Origin of the sequence: Streptomyces sp. NBC_00667 (assembly GCF_036226825.1) — a bacterium.
GTDB lineage: Bacteria > Actinomycetota > Actinomycetes > Streptomycetales > Streptomycetaceae > Streptomyces.
On sequence record NZ_CP109022.1, the window covers coordinates 3,175,774 to 3,189,742 of the forward strand.

General features: G+C 71.8%; 11 protein-coding genes. 2 read left to right on the forward strand and 9 right to left on the reverse strand.

Features of this window, described 5'->3' with window-relative positions; genetic code table 11:
- Window positions 1-109 precede the first annotated feature (109 nt).
- A complete protein-coding gene (locus tag OHA81_RS14760; RefSeq protein WP_329196212.1) occupies window positions 110-1,750 on the forward strand; it encodes a threonine/serine ThrE exporter family protein in 1,641 nt (546 codons plus the stop codon).
- 86 nt (window positions 1,751-1,836) lie between these two features.
- Here OHA81_RS14760 and OHA81_RS14765 read toward each other — a convergent pair whose 3' ends face one another.
- From OHA81_RS14765 to OHA81_RS14790, 6 genes are all read right to left on the reverse strand, one after another.
- Complete coding sequence (locus OHA81_RS14765; RefSeq protein ID WP_329196214.1) at window positions 1,837-2,544, reverse strand: DedA family protein; 708 nt, start codon at window positions 2,542-2,544, stop codon at window positions 1,837-1,839.
- Window positions 2,545-2,722: 178 nt separating this feature from the next.
- Window positions 2,723-3,481: a MerR family transcriptional regulator gene (locus tag OHA81_RS14770; protein ID WP_329196216.1), complete on the reverse strand. Its 759-nt coding sequence runs from the start codon at window positions 3,479-3,481 to the stop codon at window positions 2,723-2,725.
- Between the two features lie 83 nt (window positions 3,482-3,564).
- On the reverse strand, window positions 3,565-4,107 hold the full coding sequence (locus tag OHA81_RS14775) for a DinB family protein (RefSeq protein WP_329196217.1): 543 nt from the start codon (window positions 4,105-4,107) through the stop codon (window positions 3,565-3,567).
- Window positions 4,108-4,199: 92 nt separating this feature from the next.
- Window positions 4,200-6,275, reverse strand: coding sequence for a penicillin-binding protein 2 (mrdA, locus tag OHA81_RS14780; protein ID WP_329196219.1), 2,076 nt, complete (start codon window positions 6,273-6,275; stop codon window positions 4,200-4,202).
- Window positions 6,276-6,442: 167 nt separating this feature from the next.
- Window positions 6,443-7,900 (reverse strand): aldehyde dehydrogenase family protein, encoded by a 1,458-nt coding sequence (locus OHA81_RS14785; protein ID WP_329196221.1) that lies wholly within the window; start codon window positions 7,898-7,900, stop codon window positions 6,443-6,445.
- 92 nt (window positions 7,901-7,992) lie between these two features.
- Window positions 7,993-8,871: a helix-turn-helix domain-containing protein gene (locus tag OHA81_RS14790; RefSeq protein WP_329196223.1), complete on the reverse strand. Its 879-nt coding sequence runs from the start codon at window positions 8,869-8,871 to the stop codon at window positions 7,993-7,995.
- Between the two features lie 354 nt (window positions 8,872-9,225).
- Here OHA81_RS14790 and OHA81_RS14795 point away from each other — a divergent pair, with 354 nt between their 5' ends.
- A complete protein-coding gene (locus tag OHA81_RS14795) occupies window positions 9,226-9,735 on the forward strand; it encodes an ATP-binding protein (RefSeq protein WP_329196225.1) in 510 nt (169 codons plus the stop codon).
- A gap of 159 nt (window positions 9,736-9,894) precedes the next feature.
- On the opposite strand, the gene OHA81_RS14800 is transcribed toward OHA81_RS14795, so the two are convergent.
- The 3 genes from OHA81_RS14800 to OHA81_RS14810 all read right to left on the reverse strand — a co-directional run bounded on the left by OHA81_RS14800 (window position 9,895) and on the right by OHA81_RS14810 (window position 13,655).
- The gene (locus OHA81_RS14800; protein WP_329196227.1) at window positions 9,895-10,140 is read right to left on the reverse strand and encodes a DUF397 domain-containing protein; all 246 of its coding nucleotides are present in this window, start codon (window positions 10,138-10,140) and stop codon (window positions 9,895-9,897) included.
- 139 nt (window positions 10,141-10,279) lie between these two features.
- A complete protein-coding gene (locus OHA81_RS14805; protein ID WP_329196229.1) occupies window positions 10,280-12,331 on the reverse strand; it encodes an FUSC family protein in 2,052 nt (683 codons plus the stop codon).
- Window positions 12,332-12,488: 157 nt separating this feature from the next.
- Window positions 12,489-13,655, reverse strand: a complete 1,167-nt coding sequence (locus OHA81_RS14810; RefSeq protein WP_329196231.1) for a DUF2786 domain-containing protein — start codon at window positions 13,653-13,655, stop codon at window positions 12,489-12,491.
- Between the last annotated feature and the right edge of the window lie 314 nt (window positions 13,656-13,969).

Below are 13,969 nucleotides of genomic sequence, written 5' to 3' on the forward strand. Positions count from 1 at the left end.
GCAACACCCGTGCCGGGTTCCGTGCCGGGGTCGCGACGGGGTTCCGCTTCGCCGGGGAGGAAACGATTCCGCATACTGATACCGCTGGTGATCGTTGACTGGAGGACGCGTGGCGGAGGCCGACGGGGCAGAAGACAAGAAGCCCACGTCCGACGAGGCGCACAGCGCATTCGCCCGGCCGGCCGGGACGGCCCCCGACGCGCCCGAAGAGGACCAGCCGACCTCCGAGTTCGCCGTCCCCGACGGCCTGGCCGCCCAGCCCGCCGAGCCCGAGGGTTCCGCTTTCGCTCCCCCGGCCACCTACAGCGCCCAGCACTCGCCGCCCGCGTACACCCCGGGCCAGGGCTTCCCGATGGCCGCGATGACGCAGTCCCCGTGGCAGGACCGCATGCGCACCATGCTGCGCATGCCGGTGGACGTCCGGCCCGTTCCCGAGCAGGTGCAGAAGCAGAGCGAGGCCGGGCCCGCCGTGGGCCGCGTACTCGACCTCACGCTGCGCATCGGCGAGCTGCTCCTCGCGGGCGGCGAGGGGGCCGAGGACGTCGAGGCCGCCATGTTCGCCGTGGCCCGCAGCTACGGGCTGGACCGCTGCGAGCCCACGGTCACCTTCACCCTGCTGTCGATCACCCACCAGCCCTCCCTGGTGGGCGACCCGGTCTCGGCGAGCCGGACCGTACGCCGCCGGGGCACCGACTACACCCGCCTCGCGGCCGTCTACCGGCTGGTGGACGACATCAGCGCCCACGAGATCGACGTGTCCCTGGAGGAGGCCTACCGCCGCCTCGCGGAGATCCGGCGCAACCGGCACCCGTACCCCGGCTGGGTGCTCACCGCCGCAGCCGGACTGCTCGCCGGGGCCGCCTCCACCCTGGTCGGCGGTGGGGTGTTCGTCTTCCTCGCCGCCGCCGTCGGCGCGGTCCTGGGCGACCGGCTGGCCTGGCTCTGCGCCGGGCGCGGACTGCCGGAGTTCTACCAGTTCGTGGTGGCCGCGATGCCGCCCGCCGCGATCGGGGTGGCGCTCAAGCTCGCCGACATAGACGTGCGCGCCTCCGCGGTGATCACCGGTGGGCTGTTCGCGCTGCTTCCGGGGCGGGCCCTGGTCGCGGCCGTGCAGGACGGCCTGACCGGCTTCTACATCACCGCCTCCGCCCGGCTGCTGGAGGTCATGTACCTCTTCATCGGCATCATCATGGGCGTCCTGGTGGTGCTGTACGTCGGGCTCCAGCTGCACGCGAAGCCCAATCCCGACGAAGTGCTGCTGATCACGCAGCGGCCGCTGGTCCAGATCGCGGCCTCGATGGTGCTGGTGTTCACCTTCGCGATCCTGCTCCAGCAGGAACGCTCCACCGTGGGGATCGTGACCTTGAACGGCGGGGTCGCCTGGGTGACCTTCGGGGCCCTTCACTACGCGGGCGGCATCCCGCCGGTGCCGTCCACGGCGATCGCGGCGGGGCTGGTCGGCCTCTTCGGGCAGCTCTTCTCCCGCTACCGCTTCGCCTCCGCGCTGCCCTACACGACGGCGGCCATCGGCCCGCTGCTCCCGGGCTCGGCGACGTACTACGGGCTGCTGCTGATCGCCGAGAACCGGCTGAACGAGGGCCTCGCCTCGCTCGTGAACGCCGCCGCCATCGCCCTGGCCATCGCGATCGGCGTGAACCTGGGGTCCGAGACCTCACGGCTGTTCATGCGCATCCCGGGAGCCGCGAGCGCGGCCACCCGCCGGGCGGCGAAGCGCACCCGCGGCTTCTGAGCCCCTCTGCGCACGCGACGGCGCCCCGGAGGCCTTGCCTCCGGGGCGCCGTGGGGCGTGCGGTGGCCCGGTACGCGGGCGGCCGGTCAGCGCTTGGCGTGGCGGCCGCGGCCGGAGGCCTGGGGTTCGGCCTCCCGCTGGCGGCCCACGGCGGCCGGAGCCCCGGCGCCGGCGGCCTTCTTCTGCTTGCGCGCCTTGAGCACCTCGAAGATCACCGGGATCACCGAGATGAGGACGATGCCGATGAAGATCGTCTCGATGTTGTTCTTGATGAGGTCGAACTGGCCCAGGTTGTACCCGAGCAGCGTCACGCCCGCGCCCCAGACGGTGCCGCCGATGACGTTGAACGCCAGGAAAGTGCGGTACTTCATCGCGCCGGCGCCCGCGACCATGGGCGCGAACGTACGGATGATCGGGACGAAACGGGCGAGCACTATGGCCTTGGGGCCGTGCTTGTCCATGAAGTCGTGCGCCGCGTCGAGGTTCTCCCGCTTGAACAGCCTGGAGTTCGGCCGGCTGAACAGCTTGGGCCCGAAGAACTTGCCGATCAGGTATCCCACCTGGTCACCGAGGATCGCGGCGGCCACGATCAGCGTGCAGACCAGCCACAGCGGCTCGTGGAGGTACTCGCCGTTGGCGACCAGCAGACCTGCCGTGAACAGCAGGGAGTCACCGGGGAGGAACGCGAACAGCCCCGATTCGGCGAAGACGATGACCAGGATGCCGACCAGGCCGAAGTTCGAGATCAGATAGTCCGGGGACAGCCACTCAGGGGCGAGCGCAAGCGTGTACACGAGTTCCGGGCTCTCCTGGATCGGGGGACGTCCGCTGCGCGGCGCGCGGCACGGGTGGTTTCAACCACGGGTGGTTCCAATTATGAACGCACACCGCCCCCGCCGGGTTCCAGGGACCGGGAGGGGGCGGTACGGGAAACAGCGCGCGGGTTTCGTCACACCGAGCGGCCGGGCCGCATCACGCGGCGCGTACCGCGTTGGCCAGGATGGCGTCCCGCAGGTGCTCCGCGAGCCCGGGCCGCATGGAGTCGTAGAACGCCTTGAAGCGCTCGTCCGAGACGTACATCTCGCCCAGGCACGTGTGCATCTCGTACGGGCACTCGTAGAACCACTTCGAGATGTGCCTCCGGTGCTCCTCGGCCATGGCCGTGGCCCGCTCGCCTTCTGGGGCCTCTCCGGCCTCCATCAGGGCCGCGTAGCGGTCGCCCCAGTCGGCGGCCTCGGCCTGCATCCGCTTCCAGTCGTCCTTCGTGTACGAGGCCGCCCGGCGCTGCGACTCGCGGTACGAGTCGGTGCCGCCCCAGCGCTGCTCGGCCTCCTGCGCGTACTGCTCCGGGTCCTTGTCCCCGAAGACCTCGAACTTCTCCTCGGGCGTGAGGTTGATTCCCATCTCGTGCGCCTCCATGGCGTGCTCAACGGCCTTGGCCATCCGCTGGAGCCGGTCGATCCGGTCGGACAGGAGGGCGTGCTGCCGGCGCAGGTGCTCCCTCGGGTCCGATTCCGGGTCGTCCAGCAGGACCGCGACCTCTTCGAGCGGGAAGCCGAGCTCCCGGTAGAACAGGATCCGCTGCAGCCGGTCGAGGTCGGCGTCGTCGTACCGCCGGTGTCCCGCCCGGTTGCGCCCGCTCGGGCTGAGCAGGCCGATCTCGTCGTAGTGGTGCAGCGTGCGCACCGTCACTCCGGCGAAACCGGCGACCTGGCCCACGGAGTAGCCCATCACTTCCGCTCCTCTGGTTGGGTACGCCCCTCACTGTGGGCCCTCACGCCGCGTGAGGTGCAAGTCGTGCCCGCGGAGGACCGCTACTCGGGCCTGGAGGCCAGGGCCACCAGCTCGAACGCCGTCTTGCCGTCCAGGGACTCGCGCACGACGTCGGCGTGCCCGGCGTGCCGGGCGAACTCCTCGACCAGGTGCAGCAGCAGCCAGCGCATCGAGACCTTGCCGTCCTTGGGGAACCACGGCGCATCCGGGAGCGGGAAGGTCTCGTTCAGGCTGTCCAGGCCCGCGACGAACTCGGCCGTCTGCGCCGCCACGTCGTCCCAGAAGGCGAGGACCTCCCCGACCGTCTCCCCGCCGACGAGCCGGAAGGAGTCGGCCCAGTCCTCCTCGGTGCGCTGCCGCTCGTTGGGCCGCTGCTGCGCCATCCGCAGCCAGTTGAGCTCGCACTCCGCGCAGTGCTTGAGCAGTCCGGACAGGGACAGCTCGCTCGCGCTCGGGCGGCTCGCCGCCTGCTCCTCGCTGAGGCCGAGCACCGAGCGGCGGATGCCGCCGCGCTGGGCCTCCACGAAGGACAGGAGCGCGCCGCGCTCGTCGCCGTGGGCTTCCGCGGGAACGTGGGTGACCATGCTGACCGACCGCCTCGTGTCTGGTGTTCTCTTGCCGACGAGGACCACGCTACGCAGGCTTGCGGTCAGGTTCGGTCCTCGATCGGCAAGGATCACGGGGCGTCGGGGCGGATCACCGGGAGGGCCGAGCGGGGCTGCGGGAGGAGCGCCTTGGACAGGTCCTGCTTGCCCGCGTCGTCGAGCCCGTACATCGCCTCGTAGATGTTGCGGACGGCCGGCCCGGAGGCGCCGGAGCCGGTGCCGCCCTGCGAGATCGTCATCACGATCGAGTAGTCGGCGGTGTACGAGGCGAACCACGAGGTGGTCTGCTTGCCCTGGACCTCGGCGGTGCCGGTCTTGGCGTGCATCGGGATCTGCTTCTGCGGCCAGCCGCCGAAGCGCCAGGCGGCGCTGCCGTTGGTCACGACGGACGCGAGGGCCCCGTCGATGTCGTCACGGGTCTCGGCGTCCATCGGGAGGCGGCCCTGCTCCTTCGGCGCGATCTCCTTGACCGAGGTCCCGTCGGCGCTGACGACCGCCTTGCCGACGCTCGGCTGGTGGAGCGTGCCGCCGTTGGCGATGGCCGCGTACACGGAGGCCATCTGCACCGGCGTGACGAGGGTGTCGCCCTGGCCGATGGAGTAGTTGATCGCGTCGCCCTCGCGGAGCTGGTTGCCCTGGCGGCAGTTCTCGTAGGCGATCTTCTCCGCGAAACTGCCGTCCTTCTTGCCGTCGCGGCACCAGGCGGCCTTGTTCGCCTCGAAGAAGTCCTTCTTCCACTGCCGGTCGGGGACCCGGCCCGGGACCTCGTTCGGCAGGTCGATGCCGGTGGGCTTGCCCAGGCCGAACTCGTGGGCCGTCTTGAAGAACCAGTCGGCCGGATCCTTCTTCGGCTTGATGCCGCCGTCGTTCTTCCACTCCTGGTCCGCGATGCCGTAGTAGACGGTGTCGCAGGAGACCTCGAGGGCCTTGCCGATGGTGATGTCGCCGTAGCCCTGGGACTCGAAGTTGGTGAAGGTCTGGTTCCCGACCCGGTACGAGCTGGGGCAACCGTAGCGGCCGTTGAAGGGGTACCCGGCGTTCACGGCGGCCGTCGAGGAGACCACCTTGAAGATCGAGCCGGGAGCGGCCTGGCCCTGGATGGCCCGGTTGAGCAGCGGGTAGTTGGAGTCCTTGTCGGTGAGGGCCTTGTAGTCCTTGGCCGAGATCCCGCCGACCCACGCGTTGGGGTCGTAGGTCGGGTTGGAGGCCATCGCGACGATCCGGCCCGTCTTGGCCTCCATGACCACGACGGCGCCCGAGTCGGCCTTGTAGTTGCTGCCGGTGTTCTTGTCGTAGGTCTTGCGGGCCTCGACCATGGCGTTGTTCAGCTCGCGCTCGGCGACCGCCTGCACGCGCGCGTCGATCGACGTGACGATGTTCGAGCCGGGCTGCGGCTTCACGCTCTCGCGCTCTCCGATGACCCGGCCGAGGTTGTCCACCTCGTAACGGGTGATGCCCGCCTTGCCGCGCAGCTCCTTGTCGTACGTGCGCTCCAGGCCGGAGCGGCCCACCTGGTCGGAGCGCAGGTAGGGGGAGTCGGTGTTCTTGGCCTTCTTGATCTCCTCGTCGGTGACCGGCGAGAGGTAGCCGAGCACCTGGGAGGTGTTGGCCTGGTCGGGGGCGGCGTAGCGGCGCAGGGCGGTGGGCTCGGCGGTGATGCCGGGGAACTGCTCGGCGTGCTCGCGTATCTCCAGGACCTGGTCGGTGGTCGCCTCGTCGGTGACCGGGATCGGCTGGTACGGGGATCCGTTCCAGCACGGCTTGGGGGTCTTCGCGTCGCAGAGCCGGACGCTGTTGACCACGTCCTCGGGCGGGAGGCCCAGGACGCCCGCGAGGCGGGTCAGGACGCCCTTGCCGCGGTCCTTCATCTTCGACAGGTCGGTGCGGCTCGCGGAGACCACCATGCGGGTCTCGTTGTCGGCCAGCGCAACGCCGCGGTCGTCGAGGATGGAGCCGCGCACGGCGGGCTGGACCACCTGCTGGGTGTTGTTGTTCTTCGCCTCGTCCGTGTATTCCTGGCCGTTGCGTATCTGGAGGTACCAGAGCCGGCCGCCGAGGGTGACCAGCAGCGAGAAGACCACCACCTGGATGATCACCAGTCGGTTCTGGACCCGGGGGGTCCGCCCGGTCTCCGGTATGTTGCTCAACTCGGCTCTCCCCCGGACGTTCCCGCCTGACGCTTGCCCGGCCGAGTGTAGAACGGGAAGCCGAACGGACCGCGGGCGGACCGGCCGGCGGCCGGCGCCCGGCCGTCGGAACCCTTCGCCGGCCTTCGGAACCGGCAGCCCTGAGAAGCCTTCGGAACCGGCAGCCCTCAGAAGGGGAAGCTCGTCCGGCCGTGCTGGACCGAGATCCACTTCTGGGTGGTGAAGGCCTCCACCGTCGCCTCGCCGTTCAGCCGGCCGAGCCCCGAGGCCTTCTCGCCCCCGAAGGCCGCCAGCGGCTCGTCGCCGATGGTGGAGTCGTTGACATGGATCATCCCGGTCTCGATCCGCTGGGCGAACCGCACCCCGCGCTCCACGTCCCGCGTGTGCACGGCGCCGCTGAGCCCGTACGGGGTCGCGTTCGTGAGCCGGACCGCCTCGTCCTCGCCGTCGAACACCACCAGCAGCGCCACCGGGCCGAAGATCTCCTGGCCCAGCAGCGGGGAGTCCTCGGGCAGCCCGGCCAGCACCGTCGGTTCGACGAGGTTGCCGCGCGTAGAACCGCGCACGAGCGCCTGCGCGCCCTCCTCGACGGCCCGGTCCACGAGGGCGGTCAGGGCGTCGGCCTGGAAGGAGTTGATGAGGGGACCGATGTGCGTGTCGGCCTCGCGCGGGTCACCGGTCTTGAGGCCGCGGACCCGGGCCGTGAACTTCGCGGTGAACTCCTCGGCGACGGAGGCGTCCACGAGGATCCGGTTGGCCGCCATACAGACCTGGCCCTGGTACACGAAGCGGCTGAACACGGCCGCGTCCACCGCGTAGTCGAGGTCGGCGTCGTCCAGGACGACCAGGGCGCTGTTGCCGCTGAGTTCGAGGACGGTCCGCTTGAAGTGGCGGGCGGCGACGGCGCCCACGTGCCGCCCGACCCGGTCGGAGCCGGCGAAGGAGATGACCTTGGGCACGGGGTGGGTGAGGATCGCGTCGCCTATCTCGGCGATGTCGGTGACCAGGACGTTCAGCAGCCCGGCCGGGAGCCCGGCGTCCTCGAAGACCTTGGCGATGACCCCGCCGCCCACCACCGGGGCGTTCTGGTTCGGCTTGATCACGACGGCGTTGCCGAGCGCGAGCGCCGGGGCGACCGACTTCATGGTCACCAGGAACGGGAAGTTGAAGGGGCTGATGACGGCGATGACCCCGACCGGCAGGCGCTGGACGCGGTTCTCCTTGCCCTCGACCGGCGAGGGGAGGATCCGGCCTTCGGGGCGGATGGCCAGCTGGATCGCCTCGCGGATGAACTCCATGGCGAGGTGGACCTCGTACTCGGCCTTGGGACGGGTCCCGCCGAGCTCGTCGATCATCGCCTCGACGATCTCCTTCCGGCGGTCCTCGGTGATCCGAAGGGCCCGCTCCAGGACGGCGCGTCTCGCGTAGGGGCTGGTGGCGGCCCACTCCCGCTGCGCGCGCTCGGCGGCGCGGTAGGCCTGGTCGACCTGCTCGACCGTGGCCGCGGTGATGGCGGCGAGCTTCTCACCGTTGTAGGGGTTGACGTCGATGATGTCCCACGAACCGGCGCCGGGCAGCCATTCGCCATCGATGTACTGGTGGGCCAGGTCGTCGAATATGGACATGCCATCCCTTACTGCGAGCGCGCACCCGTGCGCTGCACCGGAGACCGATCGGTCGTCGTCATGCACTGATCAGACGTCATACTACGTGCGGATCAAGACAGTTGGAGGAGCCCGCGCAGGAGATCGCGGGTCTGGTCGGGATCGGGGCAGTCCGCCTGGAGCCGCTCCATCGCCCGTGCGTACTGCGCCACTTCCTCGTCTTTGTCCAGGTAGAGGGCGCTGGTGAGCTGTTCCAGATAGACGATGTCCTGGAGGTCTGACTCCGGGAAGCGCAGCAGCGTGAACGCGCCGCTCTCTCCCGCGTGGCCGCCGAAGGAGAAGGGCATCACCTGGAGCTGGACGTTGGGGCGCTGGGAGACCTCGATGAGGTGCTCCAACTGGCCGCGCATCACGTCGCGGTCGCCGTAGGGGCGGCGCAGCGCGGCCTCGTCGAGGACGGCGTGGAAGACCGGGGCGCTCTCGGAGACGAGGACCTTCTGGCGCTCCAGGCGCAGCGCGACGCGGCGGTCGATCTCGGCCGCGGAGGCGCCCGGCATGCCGCGCTTGACGACGGCGTGGGCGTAGGCCTCCGTCTGCAACAGCCCGTGGACGAACTGGACCTCGTAGATGCGGATGAGGGAGGCGGCGCCTTCGAGCCCGATGTACGTCTGGAACCAGCCGGGCAGCACGTCGCCGTAACTGTGCCACCAGCCCGCCGCGTTGGCCTCGCGGACCAGTCCCAGGAGGGACTCCCGCTCCGCGCCGTCCGTGACTCCGTAGAGCGTCAGGAGGTCTTCGACGTCCCGGGCCTTGAAGCTCACCCTTCCCAACTCCAAGCGGCTGATCTTCGATTCGGATGCGCGGATCGAGTAGCCGGCCGCCTCACGGGTGATGCCGCGGGATTCTCGGAGTCGCCTGAGCTGTGAGCCCAGGAGGATGCGGCGCACCACGGAACCGCTGGCTTCTGCGGTCACTAGTCCTGCCCTCCCCATCGCAATGGTGTGCGCGTGGTCAGCGCTGTCGTCTGCGTGCTGCGTCGCTGGGGCCCCCGAACCCCAGGGGCCGCAGTCTGCCACCAAAACGCACCTGTCCGTACTCGTTCTGTAACGGAATCCGGCGTCCCGGAAAAGAAGTCCGTAAGTATGCGTAGGAAGAAATGAGCAAGAACCATCACGGGACGGGACAGGTCCGGCGCGTGCACGTGCATCTGCCCTTGCATACGGCTTCGGCATTCGGAACGATGGTCCCCGCGCACCTGCGTGCACTTCGCGCCGGCGCCGGACCCACCCCGCAGTTCTTTCTGGCCGGAGACGCCGCTCCGTCCGCGAATCCCGGGAGTGCCTCGCATGGGGACGAATGGATCGACCATGCTGGAGCCGTTACGGCAGGGGTTGCCCCCGGTCGACCCCACGGCCGTCTCGGGGTCCGCTTCCTGCGCCTTGCCCGCCCGCTTCGAAGCGGTGCGCGGAGCGCGCTCCTTCACCCGTTCGACGCTGTCCCAGTGGGGCCTCGACCAGCGCTTCGACGACGTGTCGCTGGTCGTCTCGGAACTCGTCACCAACGCGCTGCGCCACGCCCTGCCCGACGACGCCCGCGGGCCGGCCCCGGATCCGGACGCCCCGGTACGGCTGCACCTGATGCGGTGGAGCACCCGGCTGGTGTGCGCGGTGCGGGACCCCAGCGAGGACCGGCCGGGCGGGGCGTTCTCGCCCGAGCGGACCGAGGAGAACTTCGACCTGGAGTCCGGGCGCGGGCTGTTCCTGGTGGACTCCTACAGCGACAGCTGGGGCTGGCACCCGCTCGCGGGGCGGCTCACCGGCAAGGTCGTCTGGGCCCTGTTCCTGCTCCACGACTGAGCGGGCGGCGCGGACGGTCGACGTCCGGCGCGCGAGCCACGTGCTTACCAGCCAGACCCGCATGCGTACCGGCCGGGATTGATCTCTGCGATCAGTCCCGGCCGGTGCACGTGCATGGCTTGTTGTGATGCTGCTCCCGGCTCCCGGGCGGTCAGCGGTTCAGGCGACCAGATGATCGAACTCGCCGTCCTTGACGCCCAGCAGCAGCGCCACTATCTCGGCGGGCGTGTAGATGAGCGCCGGGCCGTCCGGGAAGCGCGAGTTGCGCATCGCGACGTCGCCACCCGGCAGCTTGGCGAATTCGACACAGGAGCCTTGCGAATTGCTGTGTCTGCTCTTCTGCCACGTCAGCCCGAACAAGGAAGTGAGTTCTGCAGCTGCCATCCCGTTGTACGCGTGGTCCACAGGAAGCCCCCGATAGTGCAGATGTCAACTGCACCGGATCATAGCTCTGTTCATGGCGAGCTGCACGGGCAGATGCACGTGCACGGAGGGTGCCGTAGTGATCACTGCACTGCCGTACGTCTCCCTCGCACGCCGCTGATCAGGGAATCAGCGCCTGAGAGAGCTCCTCCAGCGCCTCCAGCACGTGCTGGGCCGCCGCCCGCAGCACCCCGGGATCCCGGGCTTCCCAGCCGGGATCGGCCAGAACCGCCCGGACCCCGCCCCACTGCGGGGCCCGCCGCTCCCGCACCGCTCTCGCACCGGCCTCGGTGTCCGCCCGCACCGCCGCCGCCAGCTCGGCGGCCCCCGGCACCGGGTCGTGGGCGCGGTCCGGGATGTGCGCCTCCAGCAGCATGACCGCCCGGCCGAGGGCGGCCACCGCGTCCGCCGCGCCGTCGGCCGCGGCCCGGGACAGGCCGCGGTGCCGCACCGGTTCCCCCTCGGCCCGGCCGAGCGCTTCCTGCCAGGCGATCCGGGCGTCCCGGGTGGCGAGCAGCGCCCGCCTGACGTCCTCCGGCCGGACCCCGCCCGGATCGGCGTACCGGGCGAGCACGGCGTGCGCGTACCGTCCGCCGGCCGCCAGCCAGTCCGCGAGGCGGGTGCGCAGCCGCGGCGTCTCCCAGGCCGGGTAGAAGGCGTACCCGGCCATCGCCAGGACACCGCCGACCAGGGTGAGGGCCACCCGGTCGGGCACGGTCTGGTCCCAGCGCAGGCCGCCCATGCCGAGCAGGAACACCACGTAGGCCGAGACGCAGGCCTGCGCGACGACGTAACCGGTGCGCATCAGCGCGTACATCAGGCCCGCGCTGAGGACGGCCAGGAGACCGGAGAGGTACATCCCCGGCTGCGCGAGCCGGACGGTGGCGGTGGCCACGGACACCCCGACGAGGGTTCCGCCGAACCGGGCCACCGCCCGGGACCAGGTCTGGGTGAAGTCGGGCCGCATCACCATGACGGAGGCCATCGGCGCCCAGTAGCCGTGCCCGAACGGCAATGCCAGACCGACGGCGTACCCCGCGCAGACCACGGCGGTGACCCGCAGCGCGTGGCGCAGCACCGGCGACCCGGACCGCAGCTCGCCCCGTACGGCCTTCACCACCGGCGGCACCAGGGCGGGCAGCGCGGGCCGCAGCATCGCGGCGCCGGGATCGGCGGTCCGCCCGGAGCCGGGATCGGCGGTCTCCAGCACGTCGTCCAGCAGCGCCGTCAGCCGGCGCGCCGCCCGCAGCGGCGCGCCCTGGAGGAGGTCGCCCTGGTCGGGAGCCTTCAGCACCGCGAGGGACGGCGCGGGGAGCCGTACGGGTTCCCCGTGCCGGATCGCCCGCGCGGCGGCGTCCAGGACCGCCCCGGCGGCGGCGAGCAGCTCGGACACCCGCTCGCGCGCCGAGCCTTCGGCGGGAGCCCCCACCGCCGGGTCGGCCAGCGAGGCCAGCACCGGGCGGATCCGCTCCGCGAGCCCCCGCGCCCCGTGCAGCTCGGCGGGCCGCCGCCGGGCCTGGCGGACCGTCACGGTGGCGGCGTCCCGTGCCTTCATCAGGGGCTGCGGGTCGAAGGGGGCCAGGGGGTCCCGGCGCAGCCGGCGGGCGTAGTCGGCCTCGGCGGCGAGCGCGTCGGCGAGGGCGTCGCGCTGGGCGCCCCAGCGGCGGACCGGGAACAGGACGATGAGCAGCGCCTGCACCACACCGCCGGCGGCGATCATCGCGGCGTGCCCGGCGGCCTGTGCGACGGAGGTCGGCAGGGTGACGGTGACCAGCATGATCGCGACGTTGCCGGAGGCGATGATCCCGGCGGTGGCGCCTGCCGCCCACAGCAGGCCCGTGAGGAAGGTCCAGACGGCCAGCAGGGCCAGGAACGCGAGGGTGTCGCGGGAACCGACCAGGTAGCCGACGAAGGTGGACACGGCCAGGGTCAGCCCGGAGACGAGGGCCAGCGCGGGGCGCGGGCGCCAGCTCTGCTGGAGGGTGGCGATGGCGGCCGTGAAGGCCCCGAAGGCGGAACTCGCGGCCGCCCCCGGCCCGAGGAGGGCCAGCCCGGCCCCGATCACGATCGCCAGCCCGACGGCGGCCCGCACGGCGACGAGCGGCTCCGACCGCGCGCGCTCCACCTTCATCCCGCTCCGGGCGGTGTCCTGCAACGCCCGGAGCCAGCCCATGGGCCCGAGCGTAACGGCCGGCCGCGGCCGAACCCCGGACCCGACACCGGCAGCCGCGCGCGGCGGAACCCCGGACCCGACACCGGCCGCCGTGCGCCGCCGAACCCCGGACCGGACACCGGCCGGCGCGCACCGCCGGCGGGGCAGGCCCGGAGCCTCAGCCGGGCAGGGGGTGGCGGCGGCCCGTCATGTGGGCGCGGTCGGCGGCGGCCGTGCCGTCTTCCCAGCCCGCGTGGTCGGTGGCGCCGCGCAGGCGGGTGGTCGTGGTGCGGGGGAACATCTCCTCTGCCCGGGAGGTGACGGCGACGTCCCGGGCCACCAGCGCGGGCAGGTGCGCCGGGGTCTCGGACACCGTGTGCTCCGCCGTCTGCGCCAGGCGGTGCCCGAGCCGGCTGGCGTAGGCGAGCAGGAACGACTGCCGGAAGGTCTTCGTGCGCTTGCGGCCGCCCGAGCGCTGAGCCGCCTCCGCGCGGGTCATCGCCGCCGTGCCCTGCACGAGCAGCGAGGTGTACAGCAGCTCCACCGCCTCCAGGTCGCTCTCGAAGCCGACCACCGTCGAGAAGAAGAAGCCGCTGTTCCACACCGCCCGGCACCGGTTGGCGGTGGCCACCGCGTCGAGCAGCACCGCCTTGGCCTCCTCGTACGGCGGCTCCACGCCGATCCGGCAGGCACCGGGCGTCCGGGCCGGCCCCCCGCCCCCGGCGGCGAGCAGGGCCTCGTCGACCGTGTGCCGGGCCATCAGCTCCTGCGCCTTCGCGCTCAGCGCCTCCGCCTCCTCCGGGTAGGTGGTCGCCTCGGCCTTCGCCAGCAGGGCGCGGATCCGCCCGAGCATCCGCGGCTCGATGTGCGCGTGCTCGCCGAGGTCGGACGGGTCGCCGGGCAGCGGCCCGACCGGCTCGACCGACGGCAGCCGGATCAGCAGCCGGAACACCTCCAGCACCGCCGTCGCCAGCGTGAACCGGTCCGTCTTCTCGCGCTGCGCCAGCTGGTCGCCGTAGCGGTCGTCCTGCTGCCACCACACCTCGGCGTCGGTCCACCGCTCCGGCAGCCGTGCGTAGCGCCGCGCCTCGGCCGCGACGAGGTCGGCGGTGATCCGCGCGTGCCGCTCGTCCAGGTCCCGGCGGACCAGCCGGAGCACGTCGGCCGGTCGCCAGCCGCGCTCCCACGCCTGCCGTACGTACGTCTCCCCGCGCGCCAGCAGCTCCGCCGCGGCTCCGCTCCAGCGGGCGGGGTCGGCGGCGAGCAGCGAGGCACCGGTGTCCAGCGCGGCGTCGCCCTGGGCGTAGAGGGCTGCTTCGCAGGCGCGGTCGACGATGTCTTTCACACCCCTCAGCTTGGCATGTCCGCCCCCACCCCCGCTGATGCCGGCGGCGGGGGCGGGGGCGGGCACCCGCGGCGGGGCCGGCGAGGGCCGGTGAAGGCCCGGGGCACAGCCCGTGCCGGGGGCATGAAGCCGGGGCCGGGTTCCGGGGCGGTATCCCGCCAAGGCCCCTGACCGGGCGCCCGAGGCGGGGCCCCGGGGCGAAGGCCGAGCACGAAGGCCCGGCGAAAGCCCGGGGCCAGAGCCCGACGAAGGCGCGAGGCAAGAACCCGGCAAAGGCCCGACGAAGGCCCGGGTCTTCTACGGACTCTGACCCC

Excerpts from the sequence above, each read along its gene's own strand:
- OHA81_RS14785 (WP_329196221.1), bottom strand. The coding sequence starts at position 7,900 with ATGTCCATATTCGACGACCTGGCCCACCAGTACATCGATGGCGAATGG.
- OHA81_RS14805 (WP_329196229.1), bottom strand. The coding sequence starts at position 12,331 with ATGGGCTGGCTCCGGGCGTTGCAGGACACCGCCCGGAGCGGGATGAAG.
- OHA81_RS14775 (WP_329196217.1), bottom strand. The coding sequence starts at position 4,107 with ATGGTCACCCACGTTCCCGCGGAAGCCCACGGCGACGAGCGCGGCGCG.
- OHA81_RS14795 (WP_329196225.1), top strand. The coding sequence starts at position 9,226 with ATGGGGACGAATGGATCGACCATGCTGGAGCCGTTACGGCAGGGGTTG.
- OHA81_RS14770 (WP_329196216.1), bottom strand. The coding sequence starts at position 3,481 with ATGGGCTACTCCGTGGGCCAGGTCGCCGGTTTCGCCGGAGTGACGGTG.
- OHA81_RS14790 (WP_329196223.1), bottom strand. The coding sequence starts at position 8,871 with ATGGGGAGGGCAGGACTAGTGACCGCAGAAGCCAGCGGTTCCGTGGTG.